The sequence below is a fragment of the Bradyrhizobium sp. WSM4872 genome, assembly GCF_055811715.1.
In genome coordinates this window covers 157,179-181,894 of record NZ_JBVVPT010000006.1, presented here as the reverse complement: position 1 = coordinate 181,894, position 24,716 = coordinate 157,179, and the positions used below count along the sequence as shown (strand labels likewise).

General features: G+C 64.0%; 19 protein-coding genes. 12 read left to right on the top strand and 7 right to left on the bottom strand.

Going from position 1 to position 24,716, the window contains the following annotated elements; genetic code table 11:
- The first annotated feature begins 204 nt into the window (after positions 1–204).
- The 5 genes from AC0L3C_RS11260 to ybaK all read left to right on the top strand — a co-directional run bounded on the left by AC0L3C_RS11260 (position 205) and on the right by ybaK (position 7,541).
- On the top strand, positions 205–1,860 hold the full coding sequence (locus AC0L3C_RS11260) for an OFA family MFS transporter (RefSeq protein WP_473263298.1): 1,656 nt from the start codon (positions 205–207) through the stop codon (positions 1,858–1,860).
- Positions 1,861–1,950: 90 nt separating this feature from the next.
- On the top strand, positions 1,951–2,238 hold the full coding sequence (locus AC0L3C_RS11255; protein ID WP_473263297.1) for a hypothetical protein: 288 nt from the start codon (positions 1,951–1,953) through the stop codon (positions 2,236–2,238).
- Positions 2,239–2,483: 245 nt separating this feature from the next.
- A complete protein-coding gene (locus tag AC0L3C_RS11250) occupies positions 2,484–4,193 on the top strand; it encodes an NADH-ubiquinone oxidoreductase-F iron-sulfur binding region domain-containing protein (RefSeq protein ID WP_473407999.1) in 1,710 nt (569 codons plus the stop codon).
- Positions 4,190–6,958: a formate dehydrogenase subunit alpha gene (gene fdhF, locus AC0L3C_RS11245; protein WP_473407998.1), complete on the top strand. Its 2,769-nt coding sequence runs from the start codon at positions 4,190–4,192 to the stop codon at positions 6,956–6,958. Before AC0L3C_RS11250 ends, fdhF begins: the two co-directional genes overlap by 4 nt.
- 109 nt (positions 6,959–7,067) lie before the next feature.
- Positions 7,068–7,541 carry a Cys-tRNA(Pro) deacylase gene (ybaK, locus tag AC0L3C_RS11240; RefSeq protein WP_473407997.1) on the top strand — a complete coding sequence of 158 codons (474 nt, stop codon included), beginning with the start codon at positions 7,068–7,070 and terminating at the stop codon, positions 7,539–7,541.
- A gap of 12 nt (positions 7,542–7,553) precedes the next feature.
- Here the strand turns inward: ybaK and AC0L3C_RS11235 are convergent, their stop codons facing one another.
- Positions 7,554–8,249: a GntR family transcriptional regulator gene (locus AC0L3C_RS11235; RefSeq protein ID WP_473282251.1), complete on the bottom strand. Its 696-nt coding sequence runs from the start codon at positions 8,247–8,249 to the stop codon at positions 7,554–7,556.
- A gap of 155 nt (positions 8,250–8,404) precedes the next feature.
- Here AC0L3C_RS11235 and tcuA point away from each other — a divergent pair, with 155 nt between their 5' ends.
- Genes tcuA through tcuB form a run of 3 tightly spaced genes read left to right on the top strand, consistent with a single transcriptional unit; the run spans position 8,405 to position 11,961 of the window.
- Entirely contained in the window at positions 8,405–9,796 is a 1,392-nt protein-coding gene (gene tcuA, locus AC0L3C_RS11230) for an FAD-dependent tricarballylate dehydrogenase TcuA (protein WP_473407996.1), read from the top strand.
- Positions 9,797–9,821: 25 nt separating this feature from the next.
- A complete protein-coding gene (locus tag AC0L3C_RS11225; RefSeq protein WP_473407995.1) occupies positions 9,822–10,850 on the top strand; it encodes an alpha/beta hydrolase in 1,029 nt (342 codons plus the stop codon).
- Positions 10,851–10,854: 4 nt separating this feature from the next.
- Positions 10,855–11,961 (top strand): tricarballylate utilization 4Fe-4S protein TcuB, encoded by a 1,107-nt coding sequence (tcuB, locus tag AC0L3C_RS11220; protein ID WP_473407994.1) that lies wholly within the window; start codon positions 10,855–10,857, stop codon positions 11,959–11,961.
- Here the strand turns inward: tcuB and AC0L3C_RS11215 are convergent.
- Positions 11,925–12,638 carry an esterase/lipase family protein gene (locus AC0L3C_RS11215; RefSeq protein WP_473407993.1) on the bottom strand — a complete coding sequence of 238 codons (714 nt, stop codon included), beginning with the start codon at positions 12,636–12,638 and terminating at the stop codon, positions 11,925–11,927. The genes tcuB and AC0L3C_RS11215 overlap by 37 nt on opposite strands.
- A 5-nt stretch (positions 12,639–12,643) precedes the next feature.
- Positions 12,644–16,048 (bottom strand): acyl-[ACP]--phospholipid O-acyltransferase, encoded by a 3,405-nt coding sequence (locus tag AC0L3C_RS11210; protein ID WP_473407992.1) that lies wholly within the window; start codon positions 16,046–16,048, stop codon positions 12,644–12,646.
- A 535-nt stretch (positions 16,049–16,583) separates the two neighbouring features.
- On the opposite strand from AC0L3C_RS11210, the gene AC0L3C_RS11205 reads away from it, so the two are divergent.
- Entirely contained in the window at positions 16,584–17,204 is a 621-nt protein-coding gene (locus tag AC0L3C_RS11205; RefSeq protein ID WP_473282315.1) for a TetR/AcrR family transcriptional regulator, read from the top strand.
- A gap of 14 nt (positions 17,205–17,218) precedes the next feature.
- Here AC0L3C_RS11205 and AC0L3C_RS11200 read toward each other — a convergent pair whose 3' ends face one another.
- The 3 genes from AC0L3C_RS11200 to AC0L3C_RS11190 form a co-directional block, all read right to left on the bottom strand.
- A complete protein-coding gene (locus AC0L3C_RS11200; RefSeq protein ID WP_473282263.1) occupies positions 17,219–18,523 on the bottom strand; it encodes a GGDEF domain-containing protein in 1,305 nt (434 codons plus the stop codon).
- A gap of 244 nt (positions 18,524–18,767) precedes the next feature.
- The gene (gene pncB / locus AC0L3C_RS11195) at positions 18,768–20,072 is read right to left on the bottom strand and encodes a nicotinate phosphoribosyltransferase (RefSeq protein WP_473282265.1); all 1,305 of its coding nucleotides are present in this window, start codon (positions 20,070–20,072) and stop codon (positions 18,768–18,770) included.
- A 51-nt stretch (positions 20,073–20,123) separates the two neighbouring features.
- Positions 20,124–21,068 (bottom strand): LysR family transcriptional regulator, encoded by a 945-nt coding sequence (locus tag AC0L3C_RS11190; RefSeq protein ID WP_473407991.1) that lies wholly within the window; start codon positions 21,066–21,068, stop codon positions 20,124–20,126.
- A 94-nt stretch (positions 21,069–21,162) separates the two neighbouring features.
- On the opposite strand from AC0L3C_RS11190, the gene pcaH reads away from it, so the two are divergent.
- Positions 21,163–21,951 (top strand): protocatechuate 3,4-dioxygenase subunit beta, encoded by a 789-nt coding sequence (gene pcaH / locus AC0L3C_RS11185; protein WP_473407990.1) that lies wholly within the window; start codon positions 21,163–21,165, stop codon positions 21,949–21,951.
- Positions 21,952–21,955: 4 nt separating this feature from the next.
- Positions 21,956–22,582, top strand: a complete 627-nt coding sequence (pcaG, locus tag AC0L3C_RS11180) for a protocatechuate 3,4-dioxygenase subunit alpha (protein ID WP_473407989.1) — start codon at positions 21,956–21,958, stop codon at positions 22,580–22,582.
- Between the two features lie 5 nt (positions 22,583–22,587).
- Here the strand turns inward: pcaG and AC0L3C_RS11175 are convergent, their stop codons facing one another.
- Positions 22,588–23,493 (bottom strand): helix-turn-helix domain-containing protein, encoded by a 906-nt coding sequence (locus tag AC0L3C_RS11175; protein ID WP_473407988.1) that lies wholly within the window; start codon positions 23,491–23,493, stop codon positions 22,588–22,590.
- A gap of 48 nt (positions 23,494–23,541) precedes the next feature.
- On the opposite strand from AC0L3C_RS11175, the gene pobA reads away from it, so the two are divergent.
- Positions 23,542–24,714 (top strand): 4-hydroxybenzoate 3-monooxygenase, encoded by a 1,173-nt coding sequence (gene pobA, locus AC0L3C_RS11170; RefSeq protein WP_473282275.1) that lies wholly within the window; start codon positions 23,542–23,544, stop codon positions 24,712–24,714.
- Positions 24,715–24,716 lie beyond the last annotated feature (2 nt).

The following is a 24,716-nucleotide window of genomic DNA, read 5'->3' as shown; positions in this document are numbered from 1 at the left end:
GAGCAAATGGGCCCTCGAAAGAAGCCCGGCCGTGGTGTCGGGCATAGCCCCCAAGGTTAGGGGTTTAACGTCTCGGATGCGCGTGACGATCCTGGCGCGCGTCGATCATTGTGCGGAGCAGCAGGGACAAAGGCTGCGCTGCAGGCTGAGAAACAGGACCGTCGTGGCAGGCCGCTCAGAAGGGCGGCTTTAGGGGAGGAATGCATGTCTACCATCGAGAGCGCTGGAACACTTTCGGGTGCCGGCGCAGGTTTTCTGGATCGCGAGCGGACCATCGCGACCGCCGGGTTCAACCGCTGGCTGGTGCCGCCGGCTGCGCTTTGCATCCATCTCTGCATCGGCATGGCCTACGGCTTCTCGGTGTTCTGGCTGCCGCTGTCGCGCGCGATCGGAGTGACCGCGCCGAAGGCGTGCGCAGAGATGTCGCTGTTTCAGGAGCTGTTCACGACCAGCTGCGACTGGAAGGTCGCCAGCATGGGGTGGATGTACACGCTGTTTTTCGTGCTGCTCGGTATCGCGGCTGCGGTCTGGGGCGGCTGGCTGGAGCGCGTAGGCCCGCGCAAGGCCGGCTTCGTCTCGGCGCTGTGCTGGTGCGGCGGCCTCTTCCTCGGTGCGATCGGGGTTTACACCCATCAGCTCTGGCTGTTGTGGCTGGGTTCGGGCGTGATCGGCGGCATCGGTCTCGGCCTTGGCTACATCTCGCCGGTGTCGACGCTGGTGAAATGGTTTCCGGACCGCCGCGGCATGGCGACCGGCATGGCCATCATGGGCTTCGGCGGCGGCGCCATGATCGGCGCGCCGCTGGCGAACCTCTTGATGAACTACTTCAAGACTCCGACCTCGGTCGGCGTCTGGGAGACCTTCGTCACGATGGGCGTCATCTACTTCGTGTTCATGATGATCGGCGCGTTCCGCTATCGCTTGCCGCCGCCCGGCTGGCAGCCCGAGGGCTGGACCGCGCCGTCGAAGGCCAATGCGATGATCTCGAAGGCCAACGTCCATCTCAACGACGCGCACAAGACGCCGCAGTTCTGGCTGATCTGGTGGGTGCTGTGCCTGAACGTGTCGGCCGGCATCGGCGTGATCGGCATGGCCTCGCCGATGCTCCAGGAGATATTCGCCGGCAAGTTGATCGGCCTGCCTAACGTCGGCTTCAACGCGCTCGATGCGGGGCAGAAGGCGCAGATCGCCGCGATCGCCGCGGGCTTCGCCGGATTGCTGTCGCTGTTCAACATCGGCGGCCGCTTCTTCTGGGCATCGCTGTCGGACAAGATCGGTCGCAAGAACACCTACTATACGTTCTTCATCCTCGGCATCGTGCTTTACGCGCTGGCGCCGACTTTTGCGGCGATGGGTTCGAAGCTCCTGTTCGTGCTTGGCTTCGGCATCATCCTGTCGATGTATGGCGGCGGCTTCGCCACCGTGCCGGCCTACCTCGCCGATATGTTCGGAACCCAGTTCGTCGGCGCCATCCATGGCCGGCTGCTGACGGCGTGGTCCACCGCGGGCATCATCGGCCCCGTCGTCGTCAACTACATCCGCGAGTTCCAGCTCGCGGCCGGCGTGCCGCGCGATCAGCTCTACAACACGACGATGTACATCCTCTGTGCGATGCTGATCGCAGGTTTGATCTGCAACTATCTGATCAAGCCGGTCGATTCGAAGTGGCACATGAAGGAGGCCGATGTCGCCAAGTTGCAGGCTGCAAGCGCCAACGCCGCCGCCGCGGGGCCGCACGGCTCCTACGGCATCGGTTTTGGCGGGCTCGACGCCAAGGCGGCGATGTTCTGGGCCTTCGTCGGCGTCCCCCTGCTTTGGGGTGTTTGGAAGACATTAGAGAGCGCGGTCAAGATCTTCTGACCGCCGTCGAGACGGAAGCGGGATGCTCATCAGGCGTCCCGTTTCGTTGGCCTTTCAGACATCATCAAGAATGGGACTTAGGGGATTGAAATGATTCGCAACCGAACTTGCCTTCGAATTTGCCTTGCGGCCGTGTTGGTCGTCGCTGGCCTTCATGCCGCATCCGCGCAGACGGCAACGACACCGGCGGCGCCTGCTGCAACGACCGAAGCCAAGCCTGGCAAGATGAAGCTCACGATGCAGAAGCTAAAAGACATGAAGGCGAAGTGGGCGGCCAACAAGCCGAAGCTCAAGGCCTGTCGCGCCGACGTGAAAGCCAAAGGCCTCGCCGGCGATGACCGCTGGTTCTACATCGAAGAGTGCATGAGCAAGACCTGAGATCGGGTTCCCTCCGACGCTTGCGTAAAGGGCATGGCGGGCGACCGCCTGCCTCCTAAATCACTCTAGAGACGCTCTAAATTGTCTTGCATCTGGCATACCAGAGATTAGAGTTGCGTCGAATTTGGCTTGGTCGGCGGGACTCGGGAACTGGTGGTTCCGCTGATCGAATCAGGAAACGAAGGCGCATCGCTTGGCGATCCGGCCTAAACTCATCACGCATTTGAAGAGAACGCGACGTCTCCATGAGCAGCAACGACGACGTTCACAAGGTCAGAGAATTCGAGCATCCGGGTCAGGGACGGAAACGCGCCAAGTCCACGCCCAAGGGACGGCAGGTCGATCCCACCGCCGCGCATGAAATCGCGCAACTGCTCGGCGACAGGCCGCGACGTCGCGATCTCTTGATCGAATATCTGCATCTGATCCAGGACAAGTACCGCCAGATCTCGGCCGCGCATCTCGCCGCGCTCGCCGACGAGATGAAGCTTGCCTTCGCCGAAGTGTTCGAGACCGCAACCTTCTACGCACATTTCGACGTGGTGAAGGAAGGTGAGCCCGATATCGCACCGCTGACGATCCGCGTCTGCGATTCGCTGACCTGCGCGATGCTCGGCGGAGAGAAGCTGCTTGCCGAGTTGCAAGATGCGTCCGGTCCCGGCATCCGCGTGGTGCGTGCGCCCTGCGTCGGTCGTTGTGATACGGCGCCTGCCGCGGAAGTCGGACACAACTTTGTTGACCACGCGACGGTCGCCAATATCATGGCGGCGGCGAAGGCTGGCGACACCCACGCGCATCTGCCCAAATATATCGGCTATGACGCCTATGTCGCCGACGGCGGCTACAAGCTGCTCAATCGCCTGCGCTCGGGCGAGCTAGCGACCGACGACCTGCTGAAGGCGCTCGACGACGCCTCGTTGCGCGGTCTCGGCGGCGCCGGATTCCCGACGGGGCGCAAATGGCGGGCGGTACTTGGTGAACCCGGCCCGCGCCTGATGGCAATCAACGGCGACGAAGGCGAGCCCGGCACATTCAAGGATCGCGTCTATCTCGAAAGCGATCCGCACCGCTTCCTCGAGGGCATGCTGATCGGCGCCCATGTGGTGCAGGCCTCGGATATCTACATCTACCTGCGCGACGAATATCCGGCGTCGCGCGAAATCCTCGAGCGCGAGATTTCAAAGCTCCCGCCGGGCGGTCCGACGCTGCATATGCGCCGCGGCGCCGGCGCCTATATTTGCGGCGAGGAATCCTCGCTGCTCGAGAGCATAGAGGGCAAGCGGGGCCTGCCCAGGCACAAGCCGCCTTATCCATTCCAGGTCGGCCTGTTCGGCCTGCCGACGTTGATCAACAACATCGAGACCTTGTGGTGGGTGCGTGACATCGTCGAGAAGGGTGCCGATTGGTGGAAGGGCCACGGCCGCCATGAGCGGCACGGTCTGCGCAGTTTCTCGGTCTCGGGCCGCGTCAAGAATCCGGGCATGAAGCTCGCGCCTGCTGGCATTACCGTGCGCGAGCTGATCGACGAATATTGCGGCGGCATGGCCGACGGCCAACAGTTCTATGCGTACCTGCCGGGCGGCGCATCCGGCGGCATCCTGCCGGCGGCGATGGACGATATCCCGCTCGATTTCGGCACGCTTGAAAAATACGGCTGCTTCATCGGCTCTGCCGCGATCGTGATCCTGTCGCAGAAGGACAGCGTGCGCGCGGCTGCGTTGAACCTGATGAAGTTCTTCGAGGACGAGAGCTGCGGCCAGTGCACGCCGTGTCGCGTCGGAACCCAGAAGGCCGCGGCTCTGATGCAGCAACCGGTCTGGAACCGCGCTCTCCTGGACGAATTGAGCCAGGCGATGCGCGATGCCTCGATCTGCGGGCTTGGACAGGCGGCATCGAATCCGCTGTCCACTGTGATCAAATATTTCCCTGACGAGTTCAAGGAAGCGGCCGAATGACGAAGATTACGTTCGAGCTCGACGGCAAGCAGGTCGAGGCCAATGCAGGCGAGACGATCTGGCAGGTCGCAAAACGCCAGGGTCGCGAGATTCCGCATCTGTGCTATTCGCCGGCGCCGGACTATCGCCCCGACGGCAACTGCCGCGCCTGCATGGTCGAGATCGAAGGCGAGCGTGTGCTCGCGGCGTCCTGCAAGCGCACGCCATCGGTCGGCATGAAGGTGAAGACCGAGAGCGCGCGCGCTGTTTCCGCGCAAAAAATGGTCATGGAGCTGTTGGTCGCCGATCAGCCGGCGCGCGAGACCTCGCACGATCCGGACTCCAAATTCTGGCATTGGGCCGAAACCACGGGGGTCACCGAGAGCCGCTTCCCCGCCGCCGAGCGTTGGGCGACCGATGCCAGCCATCCGGCAATGCGCGTCAATCTCGACGCCTGCATCCAGTGCGGCCTGTGTGTGCGCGCCTGCCGCGAGGTCCAGGTCAACGACGTCATCGGCATGGCCTATCGCAGTCATGGCTCGAAAATCGTGTTCGACTTCGACGATCCTATGGGCGAGTCCACCTGCGTCGCCTGCGGCGAATGCGTGCAGGCCTGTCCGACCGGGGCCCTGATGCCGGCGGTGATGCTCGACGAGCAGCAGACCCGTGTCGTCTATGCCGACAAGAAGGTGGATTCGCTCTGTCCGTTCTGCGGCGTCGGCTGCCAGGTGACCTATGAGGTCAAGGACGAGAAGGTGATCTATGCCGAGGGCCGCGACGGCCCGGCCAATCGCAACCGCCTCTGCGTCAAGGGCCGCTTCGGCTTCGACTACATCCACCATCCGCATCGCCTGACCAAGCCGCTGGTGCGGCTGCCGAATGCGAAGAAGGATTCCAACGACCAGGTCGATCCGGCCAATCCGTTCACGCATTTCCGCGAAGCGAGCTGGGAAGAAGCGCTCGACATCGCGGCCAAGGGCCTCGTCAAGATTCGCGACGAGAAGGGCGTGAAGGCGCTTGCCGGTTTCGGCTCGGCGAAGGGCTCCAACGAGGAGGCCTATCTGTTCCAGAAGCTGGTGCGCACCGGCTTCGGTTCGAACAACGTCGACCATTGCACACGTCTGTGCCACGCGTCGTCGGTCGCGGCGCTGTTCGAAGGCCTGAGCTCGGGCGCGGTGTCGGCGCCGTTCTCGGCTGCGATGGACGCCGAGGTGATCATCGTGATCGGCGCAAACCCGACCGTGAATCATCCTGTCGCCGCGACCTTCATCAAGAATGCGGTCAAGCAGAACGGCGCAAAGCTGTTCGTCATGGACCCGCGCCGGCAGACGCTGTCGCGCCATGCGACCAAGCATCTGCAGTTCAAGCCGGGCTCCGATGTCGCCATGCTGAACGCGATGATCCACACGATCATCACCGAAGGGCTGACCGACGATCAGTACATCGCCGGCTACACCGAGGGGTTCGAGGACCTCAAGGAGAAGATCAAGGAGTTCACGCCGGAGAAGATGGAGCCGATCTGTGGCGTCCCGGCGCAGACCCTGCGTGAGGTCGCGCGAACGTATGCGCGGGCAAAATCGTCGATCATCTTCTGGGGCATGGGCATCAGCCAGCATGTCCACGGCACCGACAATGCGCGCTGCCTGATTGCGCTGGCGCTGATCACCGGCCAGGTCGGCCGCCCCGGCACCGGCCTGCATCCGCTGCGCGGCCAGAACAACGTTCAGGGCGCTTCCGATGCCGGTCTGATCCCGATGTTCCTGCCGGACTATCAGCCGGTCGGCCGCGACGACATGCGCGGTGCGTTCGAGAAGCTGTGGGGCCAGGATCTCGATCCCGTGCGCGGCCTGACCGTGGTCGAGATCATGAACGCGATCCACGCCGGCGAGATCAAGGGCATGTATATCGAGGGCGAGAATCCCGCGATGTCCGACCCCGATCTTCAGCACGCGCGCCAAGCGCTTGCCATGCTCGATCATCTCGTGGTGCAGGACCTCTTCGTCACGGAGACCGCGTTCCACGCCGACGTCATCCTGCCGGCCTCGGCGTTTGCCGAAAAGGACGGCTCCTTCACCAACACCGATCGCCGCGTGCAGCTCGCGCGCCAGGTGATCAAGCCGCCGGGCGATGCGCGGCAGGATCTCTGGATCATCCAGGAGATCGGCAAGCGCATGGGCCTGCCGTGGAATTATGCCGGGCCCGGCGATGTCTTCACCGAGATGGCAGAACTGATGCCGTCGCTGAAGAACATCACCTGGGAGCGGCTGGTCCGCGAGGGCGCGGTGACCTATCCGGTCGACGGTCCCGACGTGCCCGGCAACGAGATCATCTTCACCACGGGCTTCCCGACCGCGAGCGGCCGCGGCAAGATCGTGCCGGCTCACGTCATTCCGCCGGATGAGATCCCCGACGCCGAATATCCGATGGTGCTCTCGACCGGCCGGGTGCTCGAGCATTGGCACACCGGCTCGATGACCCGCCGCGCGCAGGTGCTCGACCAGATCGAGCCCGAGGCGGTTGCGTTCATGTCGCCAAAGGACATGCACAGGAAGAAGCTCGCGCCGGGCGATTTCATTCGGCTCGAGACCCGCCGCGGCGCGGTCGAGGTCAAGGTGCGCTCCGACCGCGACGTTCCCGAGAACATGGTTTTCATGCCGTTCTGCTACGCGGAAGCGGCGGCCAATCTCCTGACCAACCCGGCGCTCGATCCGTTCGGCAAGATCCCGGAGTTCAAGTTCTGCGCGGCGAGAGCCGAGCGCGCCGAGTTGCGGGACGCGGCGGAGTAGGACGCGCCGTCATTGCGAGCGAAGCGAAGCAATCCAGACTGCCTCCGCGGCAAGATTCTGGATTGCTTCGTCGCTTCGCTCCTCGCAATGACGGTGATAAACCTGATCCATGTCCAAAGCCACCCCAGCCACACGCGCGCTCACAGCCGCAAAGGTTGCCTTCACCGTTCACGGTTACGACTATGATCCCGATGCCGAAAGCATCGGCCTCCAGGCGGCTGCCGCACTCGGCGAGGATCCCGCGCGCGTATTGAAGACGCTGATGGCGCTCATCGACGGCAAACCGGTCTGCGTGATCGTCCCATCCGATCAGGAAGTCTCGATGAAGAAGCTCGCCGCTGCTTTCAGCGGCAAGTCGGCGCAGATGATGAAGCCGCCGGAGGCCGAGCGCCTCACCGGCTACAAGGTTGGCGGCATCAGCCCATTCGGGCAGCGGAAGCCCGTGCGCACCGTGATCGAGCAGAGCGCGCTGGCGCATACTTACGTGTACGTCAATGGCGGTCAGCGCGGACTGCAAGTGCGGCTCAGTCCGGGCGATGTGCGGGACGTGTTGAAGGCGATCGTCGCGGAACTGGTCGCCTGAGCGCGCGCTCTGCTACTGCTTTTGCAACAGCTTCAGCCGACAGCGTAGCGCTTCGCGGATGTGTGCACGCGCGAGCTGCTCCGCTTGGCCGCCGTCGCGAACCGCGATGGCGTCGATGATGGCCTGGTGCTCGCTGTGGCTGGTCGAGGGACGGCCTGTTACCGTGAAGGTGGTCGGACCGAGTAGCGCGATCCAGTCCTGCAATTCCCGCGAAGCGTTGTCGAGATAGCGGTTGCGCGCGGCGCGGCAGATCGCTTCGTGGAAGGCGCGGTTGAGCCTTGCCATTTCTCCTGCCATCTCGGCCGGGTTGGTCTCGGACGCTTCGACAAAAGTCTGCTCGATATCTCGGAGTGCATCGATTTCGGGCGTCGAGGCGTGCTCGGCCGCAAGTCGGGCAGCGGCGCCCTCCATGATCTCGCGCATGGCGTAGAGCTCGAGCACCTCCGAGATGTCGAGGTTGCGTACGATCAGGCCGCGGCCGCCGGCAGGTTCGACGAACCCGCGTGCCGCGAGCCGCCCCAGAGCCTCCCGCACCGGCGTACGGCTGACCTTCAGCCGCTGGGCGACCTCTTCCTCGCGCAGGCGGTCGCCCGCGCGGTAGCTGCCGGCCTGCAGCGCCTCGCAGAGTGAGCGGAACACGGCTTCGCCGAGCGCCACGTCGCCGCCGCGCGCGATCGAGCCGCCTGCCTTTGTCGGGCGTCTTGCCATCCATCCTCGTGGGCTCGCGCATCCTGCCCATGCAGCGGTGGCGCTTGCTGCACGTCTGTATATCTTTGTATACAAAGGTGCGCAATGGCCCCGGATCTGACCGGGGGCCGCCGGCGGGCAGAATGTCTCCAACTTCGTCGCATCGGGCAGACGGCATGAGCAGCAAATACGATGTGCTGGTGATCGGCGGCGGCAACGCTGCGCTCTGTGCGGCGATCAGCGCGCGACGCGGTGGGGCGTCGGTGCTGGTGCTCGAAGGCGCGCCAAAATTCTATCGCGGCGGCAACACGCGCCACACCCGCAACATGCGCTGCGCCCATGACGAAGCGACCGAAATCCTGACCGGCCCCTACACCGAGGAAGAGTTCTGGGAGGATCTCCTGCGCGTCACCGGCGGGCAGACCGACGAGGTGCTCGCCCGGCACATGATCCGTGAGTCCAAGGACATTTTGAACTGGATCGTGGAGCAGGGCGTGCGCTGGCAGCCCTCACTCGGCGGCACGCTGAGCCTCGGTCGCACCAACTCCTTCTTTCTCGGTGGCGGCCGCGCGATGTTGAACGCACTTTATCTCACCGCCGAGAAGCTCGGCGTCGAGGTCGAATACGACGCCGAGGTCACCGACCTCGTGATCGAGGACGGCATGTTCCTCGCCGCCCGCCTCAAACGGCCGATCAAGGGCAACACCGAGATCCGCGCGACGTCGTTGGTCGCCGCCGCCGGCGGGTTCGAGGCCAACATCGAATGGCTGAAGCAATATTGGGGCGAGGCCGCCGACAATTTCCTGATCCGCGGCACGCCCTATAACCGCGGCTCAATCCTGAAGATGCTGCTCGACAAGGGCGTGCAGGAGGTCGGCGATCCCACCCAGTGCCATGCGGTCGCGATCGACGCTCGCGCGCCGAAATTCGACGGTGGCATCATCACGCGCCACGACTCGGTCGTGTTCGGCATCGTCGTCAACAAGCACGCGCAGCGTTTCTATGACGAGGGCGAGGACATCTGGCCGAAGCGCTACGCGATCTGGGGCCGGCTGGTGGCCGCGCAGCCCGACCAGATCGCCTACATCATCTTCGATTCCACGGTGGTCACGAGCTTCATGCCGACGCTGTTTCCGCCGATCGCAGGGCAGACCGTGGCTGAGCTCGCCGCCAAGCTCGAGATCGATCCGGCCGCACTGGAAAAGACCATCACCGAATTCAACGCCGCGGTGCAGCCCGGCACCTTCGACCACACCATTCTGGACGACTGCCGCACCGAAGGCGTCACGCCGCCGAAGACGCACTGGGCGCGGCGGATCGAGACGCCGCCTTACCTCGCCTATCCGGTGCGGCCCGGCATCACCTTCACTTATCTCGGCACGCGCGTGACCAGGGAAGCGCGCATGCTGATGGCCGACGGCAAACCGTCGGCCAACATGTTCGCTGCCGGCGAGATCATGGCCGGCAATGTGCTCGGGAAGGGCTATGCCGCTGGCATGGGCATGACCATCGGCAGCGTGTTCGGGCGGATTGCAGGACACGAAGCGGCGCGCCACGCGAAGAACTAGGACGAAGAAAAGACGAGGGAGAACCATGTCACGCATTGCGATTTCTGCGATAGCGGCGCTGCTGATCGTCGGCCACGCCCATGCGGCCGAGCCGATCACGCTACGAGACATGGGTTCGTTCCATGTCGGTGGCCGTCTTGTCGAAATCTCGGGCAAGCCGGTGAGGGAGGTCGTGTTCGCGCCCGGCGGAGTGCCGGCCAAGGTCGATCCCAACGGCACGTATCAGGTCGAGCAGATGTACGTGCAGTATTTCCTGCCGGCAAACGAGAAGCGTGCCTATCCTTTGCTGATGTGGCACGGCGGCGGATTGACCGGCGTCACCTACGAGACCACGCCCGATGGATGCGAAGGCTGGCTGAATTATTTTCTACGCAAGGGGTGGGCGGTCTATAACTCCGATGCGGTAGAGCGCGGACGCGCGGGCTGGGCGCAATACCCAGATATTTTCAAGAGCGAGCCGGTCTTCCTGACCACGGCCAATCCGTTCGAGCGTTTCCGCATCGGTGATGGGCCGAATTCCTACGATCCCGATCCAGCCAAGCGAAAATTGTTGCCGGGCAACCAGTTCCCCGTCGAGGGTTACGAGAATTTCGTCAAGCAGAACGTACCGCGCTGGACCACGACCGACGATGCGACCATCGCCGCCTATATCGCCGAGATCGATCGCGTCGGCCCCTCGGTGCTCCTGTTCCACAGCCAGGCCGGCACCTTCGGTTTCAAGGTCGCGCAAGCCCGACCAGACAAGGTCAAGGCGCTGATTGCGATCGAGCCGGCAGGCATCGGCGATCCCGCCAAGGCGGATGTGCTGAAGAACATCCCGACCCTCATCATCTACGGCGACTATATCGAGCGCGATTCCCGCTGGCCCAAGATTCGCGCCAACGGCATCGCCTTTGCGGACGCGATCAAAGCGGCCGGCGGCAGTGTCGACATCGTCGATCTCCCGCAGGCCGGCATCAAGGGCAATTCGCATATGGTGATGATGGACAAGAACAACCTCGAGGTCGCCGCCCTGATCCAGAAATGGCTCGAGGGCAAAGGCCTGACGAAGTAAAGCCATGCACGGAACCAGAATTTTGGACGAAGCCGACCGCCTGATGACGGTCTGCAATTCCTGCCGTTACTGCGAGGGTCTTTGCGCGGTTTTTCCCGCCATGGAGATGCGGCGCGCCTTCTCCGACGGGGACCTCAATTATCTCGCCAATCTCTGCCATGGCTGCGGCGCCTGCTACGTCGACTGCCAGTTCTCGCCGCCGCACGAATTCAACGTCAACGTCCCGCAGACGCTGGCGATCGCGCGCGCGGAATCCTACGCGGCTTATGCCTGGCCGCAGGCGCTGTCCGGTGCCTTCGCGCGCAATGGTCTCGTCATCAGCATCGTCGCCGCGCTCAGCATGGCTGCCTTCATCCTCGGCTTCGCGGCACTGAACGACCGCAGCGTGCTGTTCGGCGTGCACACCGGCCCCGGCGCGTTCTACAAGTTGATGCCGCACAACGCGATGGCGGCGTTATTCAGCGCCGCTTTCCTTTATGCGATTTTCGTGCTGGTGATGAGCGTGCGTGCCTTCTGGCGGGATATCGGTCCGCCGATCGGCGGCCGTGCGGACGGCGGCTCCATCTTTCAGGCAATGCGCGATGCTGGTGAGCTGCGCTATCTCCATGGTGGCGGCGTCGGCTGCTACAATGAGGATGACAAGCCCACCGACCGGCGCAAGCTATATCATCACCTGACCTTCTACGGCTTCCTGCTCTGCTTCGCCGCGACCTCAGTCGCCACGCTGTATCACTATCTGCTCGGTCGCGAGGCGCCGTATCCGTGGTGGGATCTGCCGGTGGTGCTCGGCACCCTCGGCGGCGTCGGTCTGATCATCGGGCCGATCGGCCTCTTTATCGCCAAGATGCGGCGCGATCCGGCGCTGCTCGACCAGCAACGCTACGGCATGGATATCGGCTTCATCGCCATGCTGTTCCTGACCGGCTTCACCGGCATGCTGCTTCTGCTCCTGCGCGAGACCGCAGCCATGGGGCCGTTGCTTGCGTTGCATTTGGGCGCAGTGTTCGCGCTGTTCGTCACCATGCCCTACGGCAAGTTCGTGCACGGCATCTATCGCTTCGCAGCGCTGGTGCGTTACGCGCAGGAGCGTCGCGAAGAAGCCGGCTCCTGAGATTCAGACGGTCGGAAGCGGCCGTCGCGCAGGAAAGCGATCGTCTGTTCGATCGCGGCGGCGTGACGCGGAAGTCCGGTATGGGACGCCTTGACGACGATATGGTCGGCCATGCCTGCTACTATCGTGCTTTGCACTGAGACCCGTCCGTCATTCGGCTTCGGCAGAATGAAGAGACCTGCCACGGGATCGATGAAGCGGCTTCCCGCGATCACGGCAACGGGATAGTCCACGGCGGGCGGGGCGTCGGACCGGGGCGTGGACGTAGTAGTAAGCTCGAGCCCGGCGGGTCCGTAGAATGCGCTGTAGAGGCGATATCGGATGAGGAGATCGGCGACCTCGCTGCCGCCGTGTGGCGTGCCAAGCATCACCACGCCGGCAAGCCGGTCCGGACGGTGTTTTGCGATATAGGCGCGCGTCACCAGACCCCCCATGGAATGTGCGACGAAATACAGCGGCGCGTCACGTTCGGCGAAGCGGGCGATTTCCGGGTGGATATCGTCCGCGAGCGCCGTGATCGGTTTGCTGCGGCTGGCATAGTCGATGTTGAGCGTTGCGAAGCCGCTTGCCCGGAGCGCCCGTTCCAGTCTGGTCAGGGACGCCGAGGTGCGCGCGATGCCGTGAAGCAGAACCACTCCCGGGCATCGCGCCTCGCCTGATTGGAGCGCCACGTGCATCTCTCTTAGGCAATCTCGCGCTCCGGCGCGGACGCCTGCTCGCGAGCCATCGTCGTTGCGGTGACGTAGTCGGTCTTGCCGGTGCCGAGCAGTGGCACCTTGTCGACCACCATGATCGCCGCGGGCACAGTCAACTCGGAGGCGCCGATCGCCTTGGCCTGGCCCTGCATCGCACTGCGCTCGGCGTTCTTTTCCGTCGTCAGCAGCACGATGCGCTCGCCCTTGCGCGGGTCCGGGATCGACACGGCAACCGATGCGGCCTGCGGCCACAGCGCCGTCGCGATGTTCTCGACCGCGGACAGCGAGACCATTTCGCCGGCGATCTTGGCAAAGCGCTTGGCGCGGCCCTTGATGGTGATGAAGCCGGCCGGGTCGATCGCCACGATGTCGCCGGTGTCGTGCCAGCCCTCGGCGAGCGGTTCGAGCACGCCGGGATTTTCGGCCCTGAGATAACCGAGCATCACGTTCGGTCCGCGCACCGACAGGCGGCCGCCGTCCTCGATGCCGGGGACCGGGTCGAGGCGGCTTTCCATCAGCGGCGACAGGCGTCCGACCGTGCCGGGACGATTGGCCATCGGCGTGTTCATTGCCAGCACCGGCGCCGTCTCGGTGACGCCATAGCCTTCGAGGATGCGGATGCCGTAGCGCTCCATGAAGACCTGTCGGGTGCGATCCTTGACCGCTTCGGCGCCGGCGATCACCAGGCGCAGGGTGCGGAAGTCATAGGCATGCGCCGAGCGGGCGTAGCCGGTGAGAAACGTGTCGGTGCCGAACAGGATCGTGGCGCCGGTCTGGTAGATCAGCTCGGGCACGATCCGATAGTGCAGCGGCGAGGGGTACATGTAGATCGGAATGCCCGCGAGCAGCGGCATCATCATTCCCCCGGTCAGCCCGAACGAGTGGAACACCGGCAGCACGTTGAACACCTTGTCATTGGCGTTGGCATCGACCCGCGCCAGCGCCTGTGAGGCGTTCGCAAGGATGTTGCGATGGGAGAGCACAACGCCCTTGGGTGTGCCTTCCGAGCCCGACGTGAACAGCACGACGGCCGGATCGCTCGCCTGGCGGACGACGCGCGGCGTAGTACCGGCGAGCAAGCCCTTGATCTTGTCGGCCGTGCCGATCGAGGCGCGGACATCCTCGAGATAGACGACGCGAACTTCCGCGGAGATCGCCGCCATCAGCTTGTCGAGCTTGCCCTTCTCGATGAAGGCCTTGGACGTCAGCACGGTCTTCACCTGTGCGGCCTTCATGGCGGCGAGCACGTTGACCGGGCCGGCCGAGAAGTTGAGCATCGCCGGCACCCGGCCGATGTTTTGCAACGCCATGAAGACGACGGCGACGCCCGCGGAATTCGGCAGCAGCACGCCGACATTCTCGCCGACAGCGGTGCCGTTCTCCAGCTTTCGGCTCAAGACCTGCGCGCCCAGGATCAGCTTGCGATAGGTTAGCTTGGTGCCGAGCGCGTCCTCGATGATGACCTTGCCGGTGTCGCGGTCGCGATAGGCGTGTCCGAGCGCCTCGAACAGGGTGTGATCGAGCATGGCGTTCTTCACCATCGCGTCGATCATCACGTCCTGAAGTGCTGCGCCCGCGGCATTGCGGCGCGTCTTGCCCTTGAGCGACGGATCGACCGGAAGCTTGACCGGCGGCAGGATGGTGACGGTCACTCGCGGAAACCACGTGCGCTTGATCTGGCTACCGTTGAGATAGCTGAGATGCGAGCGTTGGGCGCCTTCGATGCGGACCGGGACGACGACCGCGTCGGCCTTGTCCGCGATCATCGCGGTGCCGTCATAGACCTTCATCAGCGAGCCGGAGACGGTGATGCGTCCCTCCGGGAAGATCACCACCGGCTCGCCGGCGGCGACGAGCTTGATGAGATCGCGCGCGGCGAGCGGCTTGCTGGGGTCCATGGTGTAGTGCTTGACCACCCGCAGGAACGGCTTGGCCCACCAGGCCTTGGCGATGCCGGTATCGACTGCGAAGCTCGCGTCAATCGGCAGCACGGCGTGCAGCAGCGGGCCGTCGATCAGGCTGACATGGTTGGGCGCGATCAGCATGCGCGTGCCAGCAGGCGGCAGGTTCTCCAGCCCGCGGACCTCGGTGCGGAACAGCGCGCGGAACAGCAGCCCGCCAAAGTCGCGCACGCCTTCTTTGCCCCACTTCGTCAGCACGAACCAGACTGCGCCGAAGCTGGCGACGCCGAGACCGAAGAAGATCCAGCCGATGTGCAATCCGCCGGCCTGCAGCAGCGCGACGAAAAGCGAGCCGGCCACCATGAAGGCGGCCTGCAGCACGTTGCCGGCGGCGATGATGCGGGCGCGCTCGGAGGGGGCGGACCAGGCCTGGACGGCGGCGAAGGACGGCACGACGAACAGCCCGCCGCCGAATGCGAAGGCGACGAAGTCGAGCAGCATGCGTAGGCCCGCGAACGAGATCGCGAAGTCGCCCGCGGTGATGTCCTGCCCCTTGGTGGTTATGCCGATCGCCCACGCGAGGTCGAGACCGGCAAACCCCATCATGATGGCGCCGATCGGCACCAGCGCGAGGTTCGGGCGAACGTGGCTCAAATTCGCGGCGAACAGCGAGCCGATGGCAATGCCGATTGCGAAGATCGCGAGGCACAACGTCACCACGCCCTCGGTGCCACCGATGACCTCCTTGACCAGCGCCGGCAGCAGCGAGAGCACGATGGCGCCGACCAGCCAGAACCAGGAGACGATCACGGTGCCGTCCCACAGCCGGTGGTCGGCGTACAACGTCTTCAGCAGGCCGAGCGTCGAGGTCCAGGGATTGGCATTGACCGGCAGATCGGGTGCAGACGGCGTCGTCGCGGGAATGCGGGAGGCGAACGCCCAGGACAGCAGGGCCAGCACGACCACGGCCGATGCGACCCAGCCCATATGCGCGGAGCCGGCCACGAACTGGCCGCCGGCAACTGTGCCGAGCAGGATGGCCATGAAGGTCGCGCCTTCGACCAGCGCGTTGCCGGTCGCGAGCTCGCCGAGCTCGAGCTGGTCCGGCAGCATCGCGTATTTCACGGGGCCGAACAGCGCGGCGATGACGCCGAACAGCGCGAGCGCTGCGAACAGCAGCGGCACCGAGTGTAGGAAGAAGCCGGCCGCGGCAAAGCCCGCGGCAAAGATCTCGGCGAATTTGAGCCGCCTCGCGACGACGGATTTGACGTATTTGTCGGCCAGCTGGCCGCCGAGCCCGGACAGAATGAAATAGGGGAAGATGAAGACGGCGCCTGCGACCGTCACCAGCGCATCTCCGTGGCCGGTCGCGGCGCTGTAAAGCAGGATGATGACGAGTGCGTTCTTCAGCACGTTGTCGTTCAGCGCCGAGAAGAATTGCGCCCAGAACAGCGGCGCGAAGCGGCGTGACGACATCAAATCCCTGATCATGACTAGTCCTGTTTTGGAAACGCTGTCTGAGGTTGTTTCATTGTCGGATGGGCGTCGGGATCGGAGGAGATGCGACGGGCATTTGCGGGTTGACGACAATCGTCCCGGCCTGCTCTGCGCCTTTACCTTCCGATCCTGTTGGTCTCCGCGTGGCGACGTTTGGTTCGCAAATGGCTGGTCGTGGCTCTATCACGCCCGGCAAGGAGGCGTGCGCGCCTCAGGTGAGGTGGGCGAGGCGGCGAAAGGGCGAGAGGCGGCCGAGCAGGCTGATACGGCGGCTCTCATGACGGGCACGGCTGCGGTTGGCCCGCCACATCCGGAAGGTCGCGCGGCGCTCGGTCAAAACGCCGGCAATGTCGCAGGCATTTGCGATGCGATCGATCGGCCCCATCGCGAACCGCAGGAGGGCGCGGCCAAATCCGGTCACGAGAGCAGTGGCGTCATCGACGAAGGTGGAGGCGATATCAACGGTGAGGGTTTGCATTTTGCAGGTCTCCAGGTTAAATTGAACATTGTTCAAGTGAGTATCCTGAGAATGAACAATGTTCAAGATGAATCGTTGCGGAACCGAAAAAAATCTCGCCGACGGCAGCAGATCGTGGAGATCGCTCGCAGCATTATTGCGACTAAGGGACTGAAATCGTTGAAAGTCCGGGACGTCGCGGACGCCGCCGGCTGCTCGGTTGGAAGTGTCTATAACGAGTTCGGCGACTTCGATGGCGTGATCCTGACCGTGAATCGGGAGACCGTTAATGCGCTGACGGTGCGGCTGGGCCAGGTTCCGGCCGAGGATCCCATTCGCCAGCTCTACGGGCTGGCTGCGACCTACCTCGAATTCTTTGCGGAGCACGCCAATCTGCTGCGCTCGCTGTTCGAACATCGGATGGAGGACGACCGCCCTTACCCCGATGACATCCTTCAGATGGTGATGGACGCCTTCGCGCTGATGCATCCGCCCCTGGTGCGGCTGCTTCCGAATGCAGACGACGTGCAGATCGCGCTGCTGTCACGCACCCTGTTTTCCGCCGTGCACGGCATCATCTCCCTCGGCCTCGAAGAGCGCATGGTAGCCGTGCCCCCGCAGATGCTGCGCCAGCAGGTCGAACAATTTCTCGATGCGCATCTCGCGGGGCTCGGGATTCTGCCAGTACGATAAAGTGCTGAGCGCTGCTACGCGCTGGCGGATCTGCGCTGCCGCGAGGTGACGACGACGACGTCCATTGTCCCGTTGTCGACCTGAACACGGTTGCGTCCGTTCTCCTTGGCGCGATAGCAGGCAGCGTCCGCGCGCCGCATCGCGTCCTCGAGCGTGGTGTTGCCGTCGGTGATGTAGGCAACGCCGATGCTGGCGGTCACTGCAAAGCAACGATCGTCCCAGGCGAAGACGGATAGCTCCAGCGACCGGCGTAGCCGTTCGGCGATGTCCACGGCGTCGTACTGCGTGCATTGCGGCAGGATCAAGCCGAATTCGTCACCGCCGAGCCGGGCCACCAGGTCATGCGGCCGTCGCTCCTGCTGCAGGAGACGTGAAATCTGGCGGAGCAGGCGATCGCCGGCGAGGTGACCGCAACTGTCGTTGACGTCCTTGAACTGGTCGAGATCGAGCAGGATCAGGCCCAGCGAAGCCGCCGCGGTGTCCAACTCGTTTTGCAGGCGGGCCTCGAACGCGCGACGGTTGGACAAGCCGGTCAGCCAGTCGTGCGAAGCCTGATGCGCCAGGCGCTCCTTCTCGGCATACAAGGCATCCTCGAAAGCCTGTCGTTGCAGCACCAATCGCCGTGTGTGCCAGATGAGGAGCAGGATCAGCGTCATGGCTGTGACGACATTGACGCCAGTCAGCGTCATCTTGATTGCGCGCGAGCCTTCGCCGAGAACGGTGGAGAATCGCTTGGCGTGCACCGTGAACTGAGTGTTGAGCTCCGAGAGCCGCGACGACAATAATTGCAGGCGCTTGCTGTCCTGAACGGGCCCGCTCTCAAGCTCTGACCGGATGACCTCGCCGAACACGCTCAGTTCCAGCAGCATGGGGTCGGTGGCAGCCCACTCGCGGATCGCCTCTTTGAGAAAGCTGACTTGCTTGAAGTAGCGGAACAGCCAGATCAATCCCGGCACGTCATCGGGATGGTTGCCGCCTTGCAGGAAGCCTATGCGGGCGGCCTCGACGTCGACCGGATCGCGCTCGAGCGCCCAGCGCGCGAACTCGTCGCCGATGGGAACGGCGAGCGCGGCCTGATATTGCGCAAACTGGCTGGCATCGCCCGAATGCAGATAGAGATTGAGGAAATAGACGGCGTTCTTCTGCGAGCGCGACCACAGCGCTTCGCCCGCGACATAGGCGCGGACGGAGGACATCACCTCCAGGCTAAACCCGGCGATCGCCGCCTGCAGCAGGACGACCGTGACGAAAGGCGAGACGAGCTTGATGACGTGAAGGAAGTTGCGTCCCTTCGTTGATGGCGCTGTTCTGCGAAACACTTTGCGTTCCCCAAGTCGCTCAACGACCCCAGCGGAGCGATCCGCTCATAACGCGGATTACGCGCGAAAGGTGCTTAACTCGACTTGAAAATGCCAGGAGACCACGTCGCAGGGTGAAGGCGTCGTGAAGTGGATGCTTGCAGATCGTCGCAAATGCCGCCGAACCGGAACTGACGCGGCATCGGCGCGCCGATGTCTCGCATTCGCCCCAGGTGGTCTACCTGATGGAGAGATTGCTCTGGCGCTAGACCAGCACCGGCTTGCGCACGCGGCCGGCATCGCCGAATACGCGCAAATAGCGCTCGATCTCCGAGGGCAGGCCGGTCGCCTTCTCGGGATTGTCGGAAAGCTTGACGGCCGGATGTCCGTCGACCGACGACACCTTGCAGACCAGCGAAATCGGATCGAGATTGAACGAGCCGTCCGGCGTGCAGCCGACGAAATCATTGGTGAGATTGGTGCCCCAGCCGAAGGAGAGTCGCACCCGGCCGGCGAAGTGGTGGTAGGTCTCCTCGATCGAGCCGACGTCCATCGCGTCGGAGAACACCAGCAGCTTGTCCCTGGGATTGCGGCCCTTCTGCTCCCACCATTTCATGATCTCCTCGCCCGCCTGGATCGGCGGCGCGCTGTCGGGACGGAAGCCGGTCCAGTCGGCGACCCATTCCGGCGCATCGCGCAGGAAAGCTTTGGTGCCGAAAGCGTCGGGCAGCGCGATCAGGAGGTTGCCGCCATAGGTCTGGCGCCATTGGTCAAGGATGCGATAGGGCGCCCACCGCAACTCCTCGTCGTCGCTGGCGAGCGCCGCCGCGACCATCGGCAGTTCATGGGCGTTGGTGCCGATGGCTTCGAGATCATTGTCCATCGCGAGCAGCACGTTGGAGGTGCCGATGAAGGACGGGCCCAGGCCTTCCTTCACGGCCTCCACGCACCATCGCTGCCAGAGGAAGCCATGGCGGCGACGGGTGCCGAAATCGGACAGCCGGAGGCCATCCAGCTTGCGCAGGCGTTCCACCTTGCTCCACAGCTTGGCCTTGGCGCGGGCATAGAGCACGTCGAGTTCAAAGCGGCCGCGGCCCTTCATCGCTGCGCGCGAGCGCAACTCGTTGAGGATGGCAAGCGCAGGAATCTCCCACATCGTGGTATGGCTCCACGGCCCATGGAAGTGCAGCTCGTACTGGCCTTCGACCTTGCGCAGCTCGTATTCGGGCAGTCGGAATTCGGCGAGCCAGCGGATGAAGTCCGCCGAGAACATGTGGGTCTTGCCGTAGAAAGTGTTACCGGCAAGCCAGATCAGCTCTTTTTTGGTGAAGCGGATGGTGCGGGCGTGGTCGAGCTGGGCGCGCAGTTCGCCCTCGTCGATGATTTCGGCGAGCCGGACATGGCGCGACCGGTTGATGACCGAGAACGTTACCTGCTGATCCGGGTAAGATTCCCGAATCATTTGCAACATCAATAGTTTGTAGAAGTCGGTATCAAGCAGGCTGCGGATGATGGGATCCAGCCGCCAGCTGTGATTGTAGGTCCGGCTCGCAATGTCGGTCACTGTCATGGGGGAATTCTAGCGTGGCCGCCCCGGCGCAACCAGTGGGTTTGACGGGGATCAGGTTTTCGCGGGGACGGGGTGCGAGGCCGTCGCCGCCACGGTCTCGAGCTGGCTTCTGATCCAGCGATGCGCCGGGTCCTTCTGATAGCGCTGATGCCAGACCATGAACATCGGCAGCTCGGCCAGGGTTCGCGTGCGCGAGGCCAACGGAATCCCCACCTGCGCGAAGCCGTGCATCACGCCGGGCGCCAGCAGGCTCGGCATGCTCGCCAGCATTTGCGAGCCGCGCAGGAAGGACGGCACGCCGGAGAAGCTCGGCACCGAGATCGCGATGTCGCGGTGGAAGCCGTTGGCTGCAAGCCGGCGATCGAAGTCGAGCCGCTCATTGTCAGTGTAGACCACCGTGATGTGACGCCCCGCGAGATAGGCGCCGCGTGTAGCCGGCGCGGCACGCGCTTTGGGGTCGTAGTAACAAACGTAATGGTCCTGCAGCAGGCGCTTCTGCACGATGTCCACGCCCGACGGCGGCAGCGGCGTGATCAGCAGGTCGCAGCGGTTTTCCCGCAGCATCGCCGGCGAGGGCGACTGCGAGGGGGTCACGCGCAGGTTCAGGCTCATCACTTGCGCGGCGACATGGTCGAAGAACCGCGGCAGCAGCAGGTCGCGCTGGAAGTCGTTCGCGGCGATCGTCAGCGAAAGCTGCGCGCTCGCCGGTTCGAACGTGACGCCGCCGGCAAAGCTGCGCATCTCGTCGATCAGCGCCCGCGCCTTTGCCGCGAGCGCCTGGGCGTGCGCCGTGGCCACAATGCCGCGGCCGGATTTGGCAAATAGCGGATCGCCGACGATCCGCCGCAGCTTGTTGAGGGCGTGGCTGACTGCGGATTGCGTCAGGCCGAGCCGCGTTGCGGCGGCCGTCACCGATCCTTCTTCCAGCACCGCCAGGAACAGCTCCAGCGCGTGGCCATCGAGCGCCAAATGATCGATTTTATTCATGGAATTCATTATAATCGATCTATTTATCTTGAGAATAGCCCGCGCCATCATCTCCCGATAAGTCGTGCGCCCAAACGGGGCGCGATAGGGAGAGACAACGCCGATGCATGCCCAGGCGCCAGCCTTGCGGGATCCCCGCCTCAACCACCCCGAGCCGTTCACGCCGCCGCTCGGTGACGGCGGCTTCTTCCAGCGCGACCGTTCCATGCATCCGCCCGCGCACGCGCCGGGCTACAAATCATCGGTGCTACGCTCGCCGCGCCAGGCGCTGCTGTCGCTTGAGAACTCGATCTCGGAGATTACGGGGCCGGTGTTCGGTCACAACGACCTCGGCGCGCTCGACAACGATTTGATCCGCAACTACGCCAAGGACGGCGATCCCGTCGGCGAGCGCATCATCGTCCACGGCCGCGTGCTGGACGAGACCGGCCGCGGCGTACCGAACACGCTGGTCGAGTTCTGGCAAGCCAATGCCGGCGGCCGGTACCGGCACAAGAAGGACACGTATCTGGCGCCGATCGATCCGAATTTCGGCGGTTGCGGCCGCGCGCTGACCGACGACACGGGCTACTATTATTTTCGTACCGTGAAGCCGGGACCCTATCCCTGGCGTAACTACGTCAACAGCTGGCGTCCCGCTCACATCCACTTCTCGGTGTTCGGCTCGGGCTTCGCACAACGTCTGATCACCCAGATGTACTTTGAGGGCGATCCCCTGATCCCGGTCTGCCCGATCCTGACGACGATCCCGGACAAGGATGCGCTGGAGCGTCTCGTCGCGCCGCTCGACCTCAACGCATCCACACCGTTCGACTCGCTCGCCTACCGCTTCGACATCGTCTTGCGCGGCCAGCGCTCCACTTACTTCGAAAATCGCACCGCAGGGAACTAGGTCCATGCCGCAGCCGCTCAACTACCTCAAGGAAACCGCCTCGCAGACGGCCGGGCCCTACGTCCATATCGGGTTGATCCCGGCCATGGCCGGCTTCGACATCTTCGAGAAGAACTTCTCCAACGTGCTGGTGGCGCCGAACACGCAAGGCGAACGCATCACGCTGGAGGGCAAGGTGATCGACGGCAGCGGCACGCCACTTCGCGACGTGCTGCTGGAGATCTGGCAGGCCAACGCGACCGGCCGCTACAACCATCCGGCCGATCGGTCGCCCGGAGTGCTGGACGAGGAGTTTCGCGGCTGGGGCCGCGCCGGCTCCGATTTCGAGAGTGGTCTCGTCACCTTCGAGACCATCAAACCGGGCGCGATCATCGACAAGACCGGCCGCAAGGGAGCTCCGCACATCAATGTTTGGATCGTCGCGCGCGGTATCAACATCGGTCTGAACACGCGCCTCTATTTCTCGGACGAAGAGGCCGCCAACGCCGCCGATCCGGTGCTCAACCTGATCGAGCAGCCGGTCCGGCGCTCGACTCTGATCGCAAATCGCAGCGAACGCGCCGGCAAGATCGTGTATTCCTTCACGATCAATTTGCAGGGGCCGGAAGAGACGGTGTTTTTCGACGTGTGATGGTCTCAGGTCTCGTCGCCATGGAGCTGCGCGCGAAAGGCGCGCGGCGACACGCCCGTGGCGGCGGCGTAGACCCGGCTGAAATAGGCGGGGTCCTCGAAGCCAAGTGCATAGGCGATGGTCGAGACCGGCAAATTGGTGTAGACGAGGTTGCGCCGCGCCTCGCGGATCAGCCGGTTGAGGATCAGGTGCGAGGCGGTGTCGCCGGTTGCTGCCCGCGTCACCCGGTTGAGATGAGTCGGCGTGATCGACAGCGCACTCGCATAGTCCGCAACGCTCCAGCGTTCCAGATGATGCTGTTCCAGCAGCGCCTCGAAGCGGCGGAATAGTCCGCTTTCAGCCGTGCCGTTGCCGCCGCTCTCGCCGGTGAGCGCGCGGGCCACCAGCCCGATCATGGCCGCCGACAGTGCACGCAGCACATGCGCTCGGCCGAAATCGCGCGCGGCGTGTTCGGCAAAGATCTGCTTCATGGTGGTCCGGATCTGCGGCGTGCCGCGTATCACGGCCGAGCGCGACAGGGCACCTCGCAGTCCTTCGGAGGCGAGCAGCGCTTCGTCCAATATTTCCGCGGCGATGGTCAGCACCCAGCCCTGGGTATCAGGCACGAAACGGAAGCCATGGACGTGGCCGACAGGCACGTTGACGATTTGCATCGGCTTCAGCTGCACCACGCGTCCATCGAGCGTAGCCTCGCCGCCGCCGCGTTCGATCAGCAGCACCTGATGCAGCCGGGCGTGGCGGTGCACGGCCAGCGTCCAGTCGTGCAGCACCGAGCGCGAGGCAATCGTCTCGCAATGCACGACATCGGGCAGATCGCCGGACTCGCCGAACAAATTGTAGACCCGGATCGCCGGGGCGGGGGCTGCGTTTCTCATGTTCGAATAGTACAAGATAAAGACGAAAGCCTCCATCGGTCAGCGGCGCTGAATCTGCAAGAAAGTGCCGAGGAGGACGTAAAAATGAAAGTTCAGGTTTGTATCATCGGCGGCGGGCCGTCCGGGCTGCTGTTGTCCCAGCTCCTGCACCTCAAGGGCATCGACACGGTCGTGTTGGAAAAGTACAGCCGCGACCACGTGCTTGCCCGGATCCGTGCCGGCGTGCTCGAGCACGGCTTCGCCAGGCTGATGCGCGAGGCTCAGTGCGGCGACCGGATGGACCGGGAGGGCGAGATCCACAAGGGATTCGAGATCGCCCATGACGGCGTGCTCTCCCAGATCGACCTTTACAAGCATTCCGGCGGTAATTCGGTGCTGGTCTACGGCCAGACCGAGCTGACGCGCGACCTCTACGAGGCGCGCGACCGCCTCGGCGGCAACGTCGTGCATAATGCCGAGGACGTGACGCCGCATGACCTGACCTCGGACCGGCCGTACGTGACCTATCGTTCGAATGGCGAAACCGTTCGAGTCGATTGCGACTATATCGTCGGCGCCGACGGCTTTCACGGCGTCAGCCGCAAGTCGATCCCGAAGGACGTGCTGCGGGAATACGAAAAGATCTATCCGTTCGGCTGGCTCGGCGTGCTGTCGCGCACGAAACCGGTGTCGCCGGAGCTGATCTATGTGAAGCACGAGCGCGGCTTCGCGCTGTGTTCCCTACGGTCGCAAGTGCTGAGCCGCTACTACGTCCAGGTGTCGCTCACCGACAAGGTGGAGGACTGGGGTGACGATGCGTTCTGGGCCGAGCTGAAGCGTCGTTTGCCGGACGAGGTCGGCGGCCGCTTGATCACGGGGCCGTCCATCGAGAAGAGCATCGCGCCGTTGCGCAGCTTCGTCGCCGAGCCGATGAGCTACGGCCGCCTGTTTCTCGCCGGCGATGCCGCCCACATCGTGCCGCCGACCGGCGCGCGCGGGCTGAACAGCGCCGCCTCCGACATCTATTATCTCTACCACGCCATGCTCGCGCACTATCAGAACGGCGATGATTCCGGGCTTCAGGGCTATTCCGCCAAGGCGCTGGCGCGGATCTGGAAGGCGCAACGATTCTCGTGGTGGATGACGATGCTGCTGCATCGCTTCCCCGACCGGCTCGAATACGAGGACCGGCTCCAGCAGACCGAACTGGAATATCTGCTGTCGTCCGAGACGGCGCAGCGTCTGCTGGCGGAGAATTACGTGGGGTTGCCGTTCTAGCG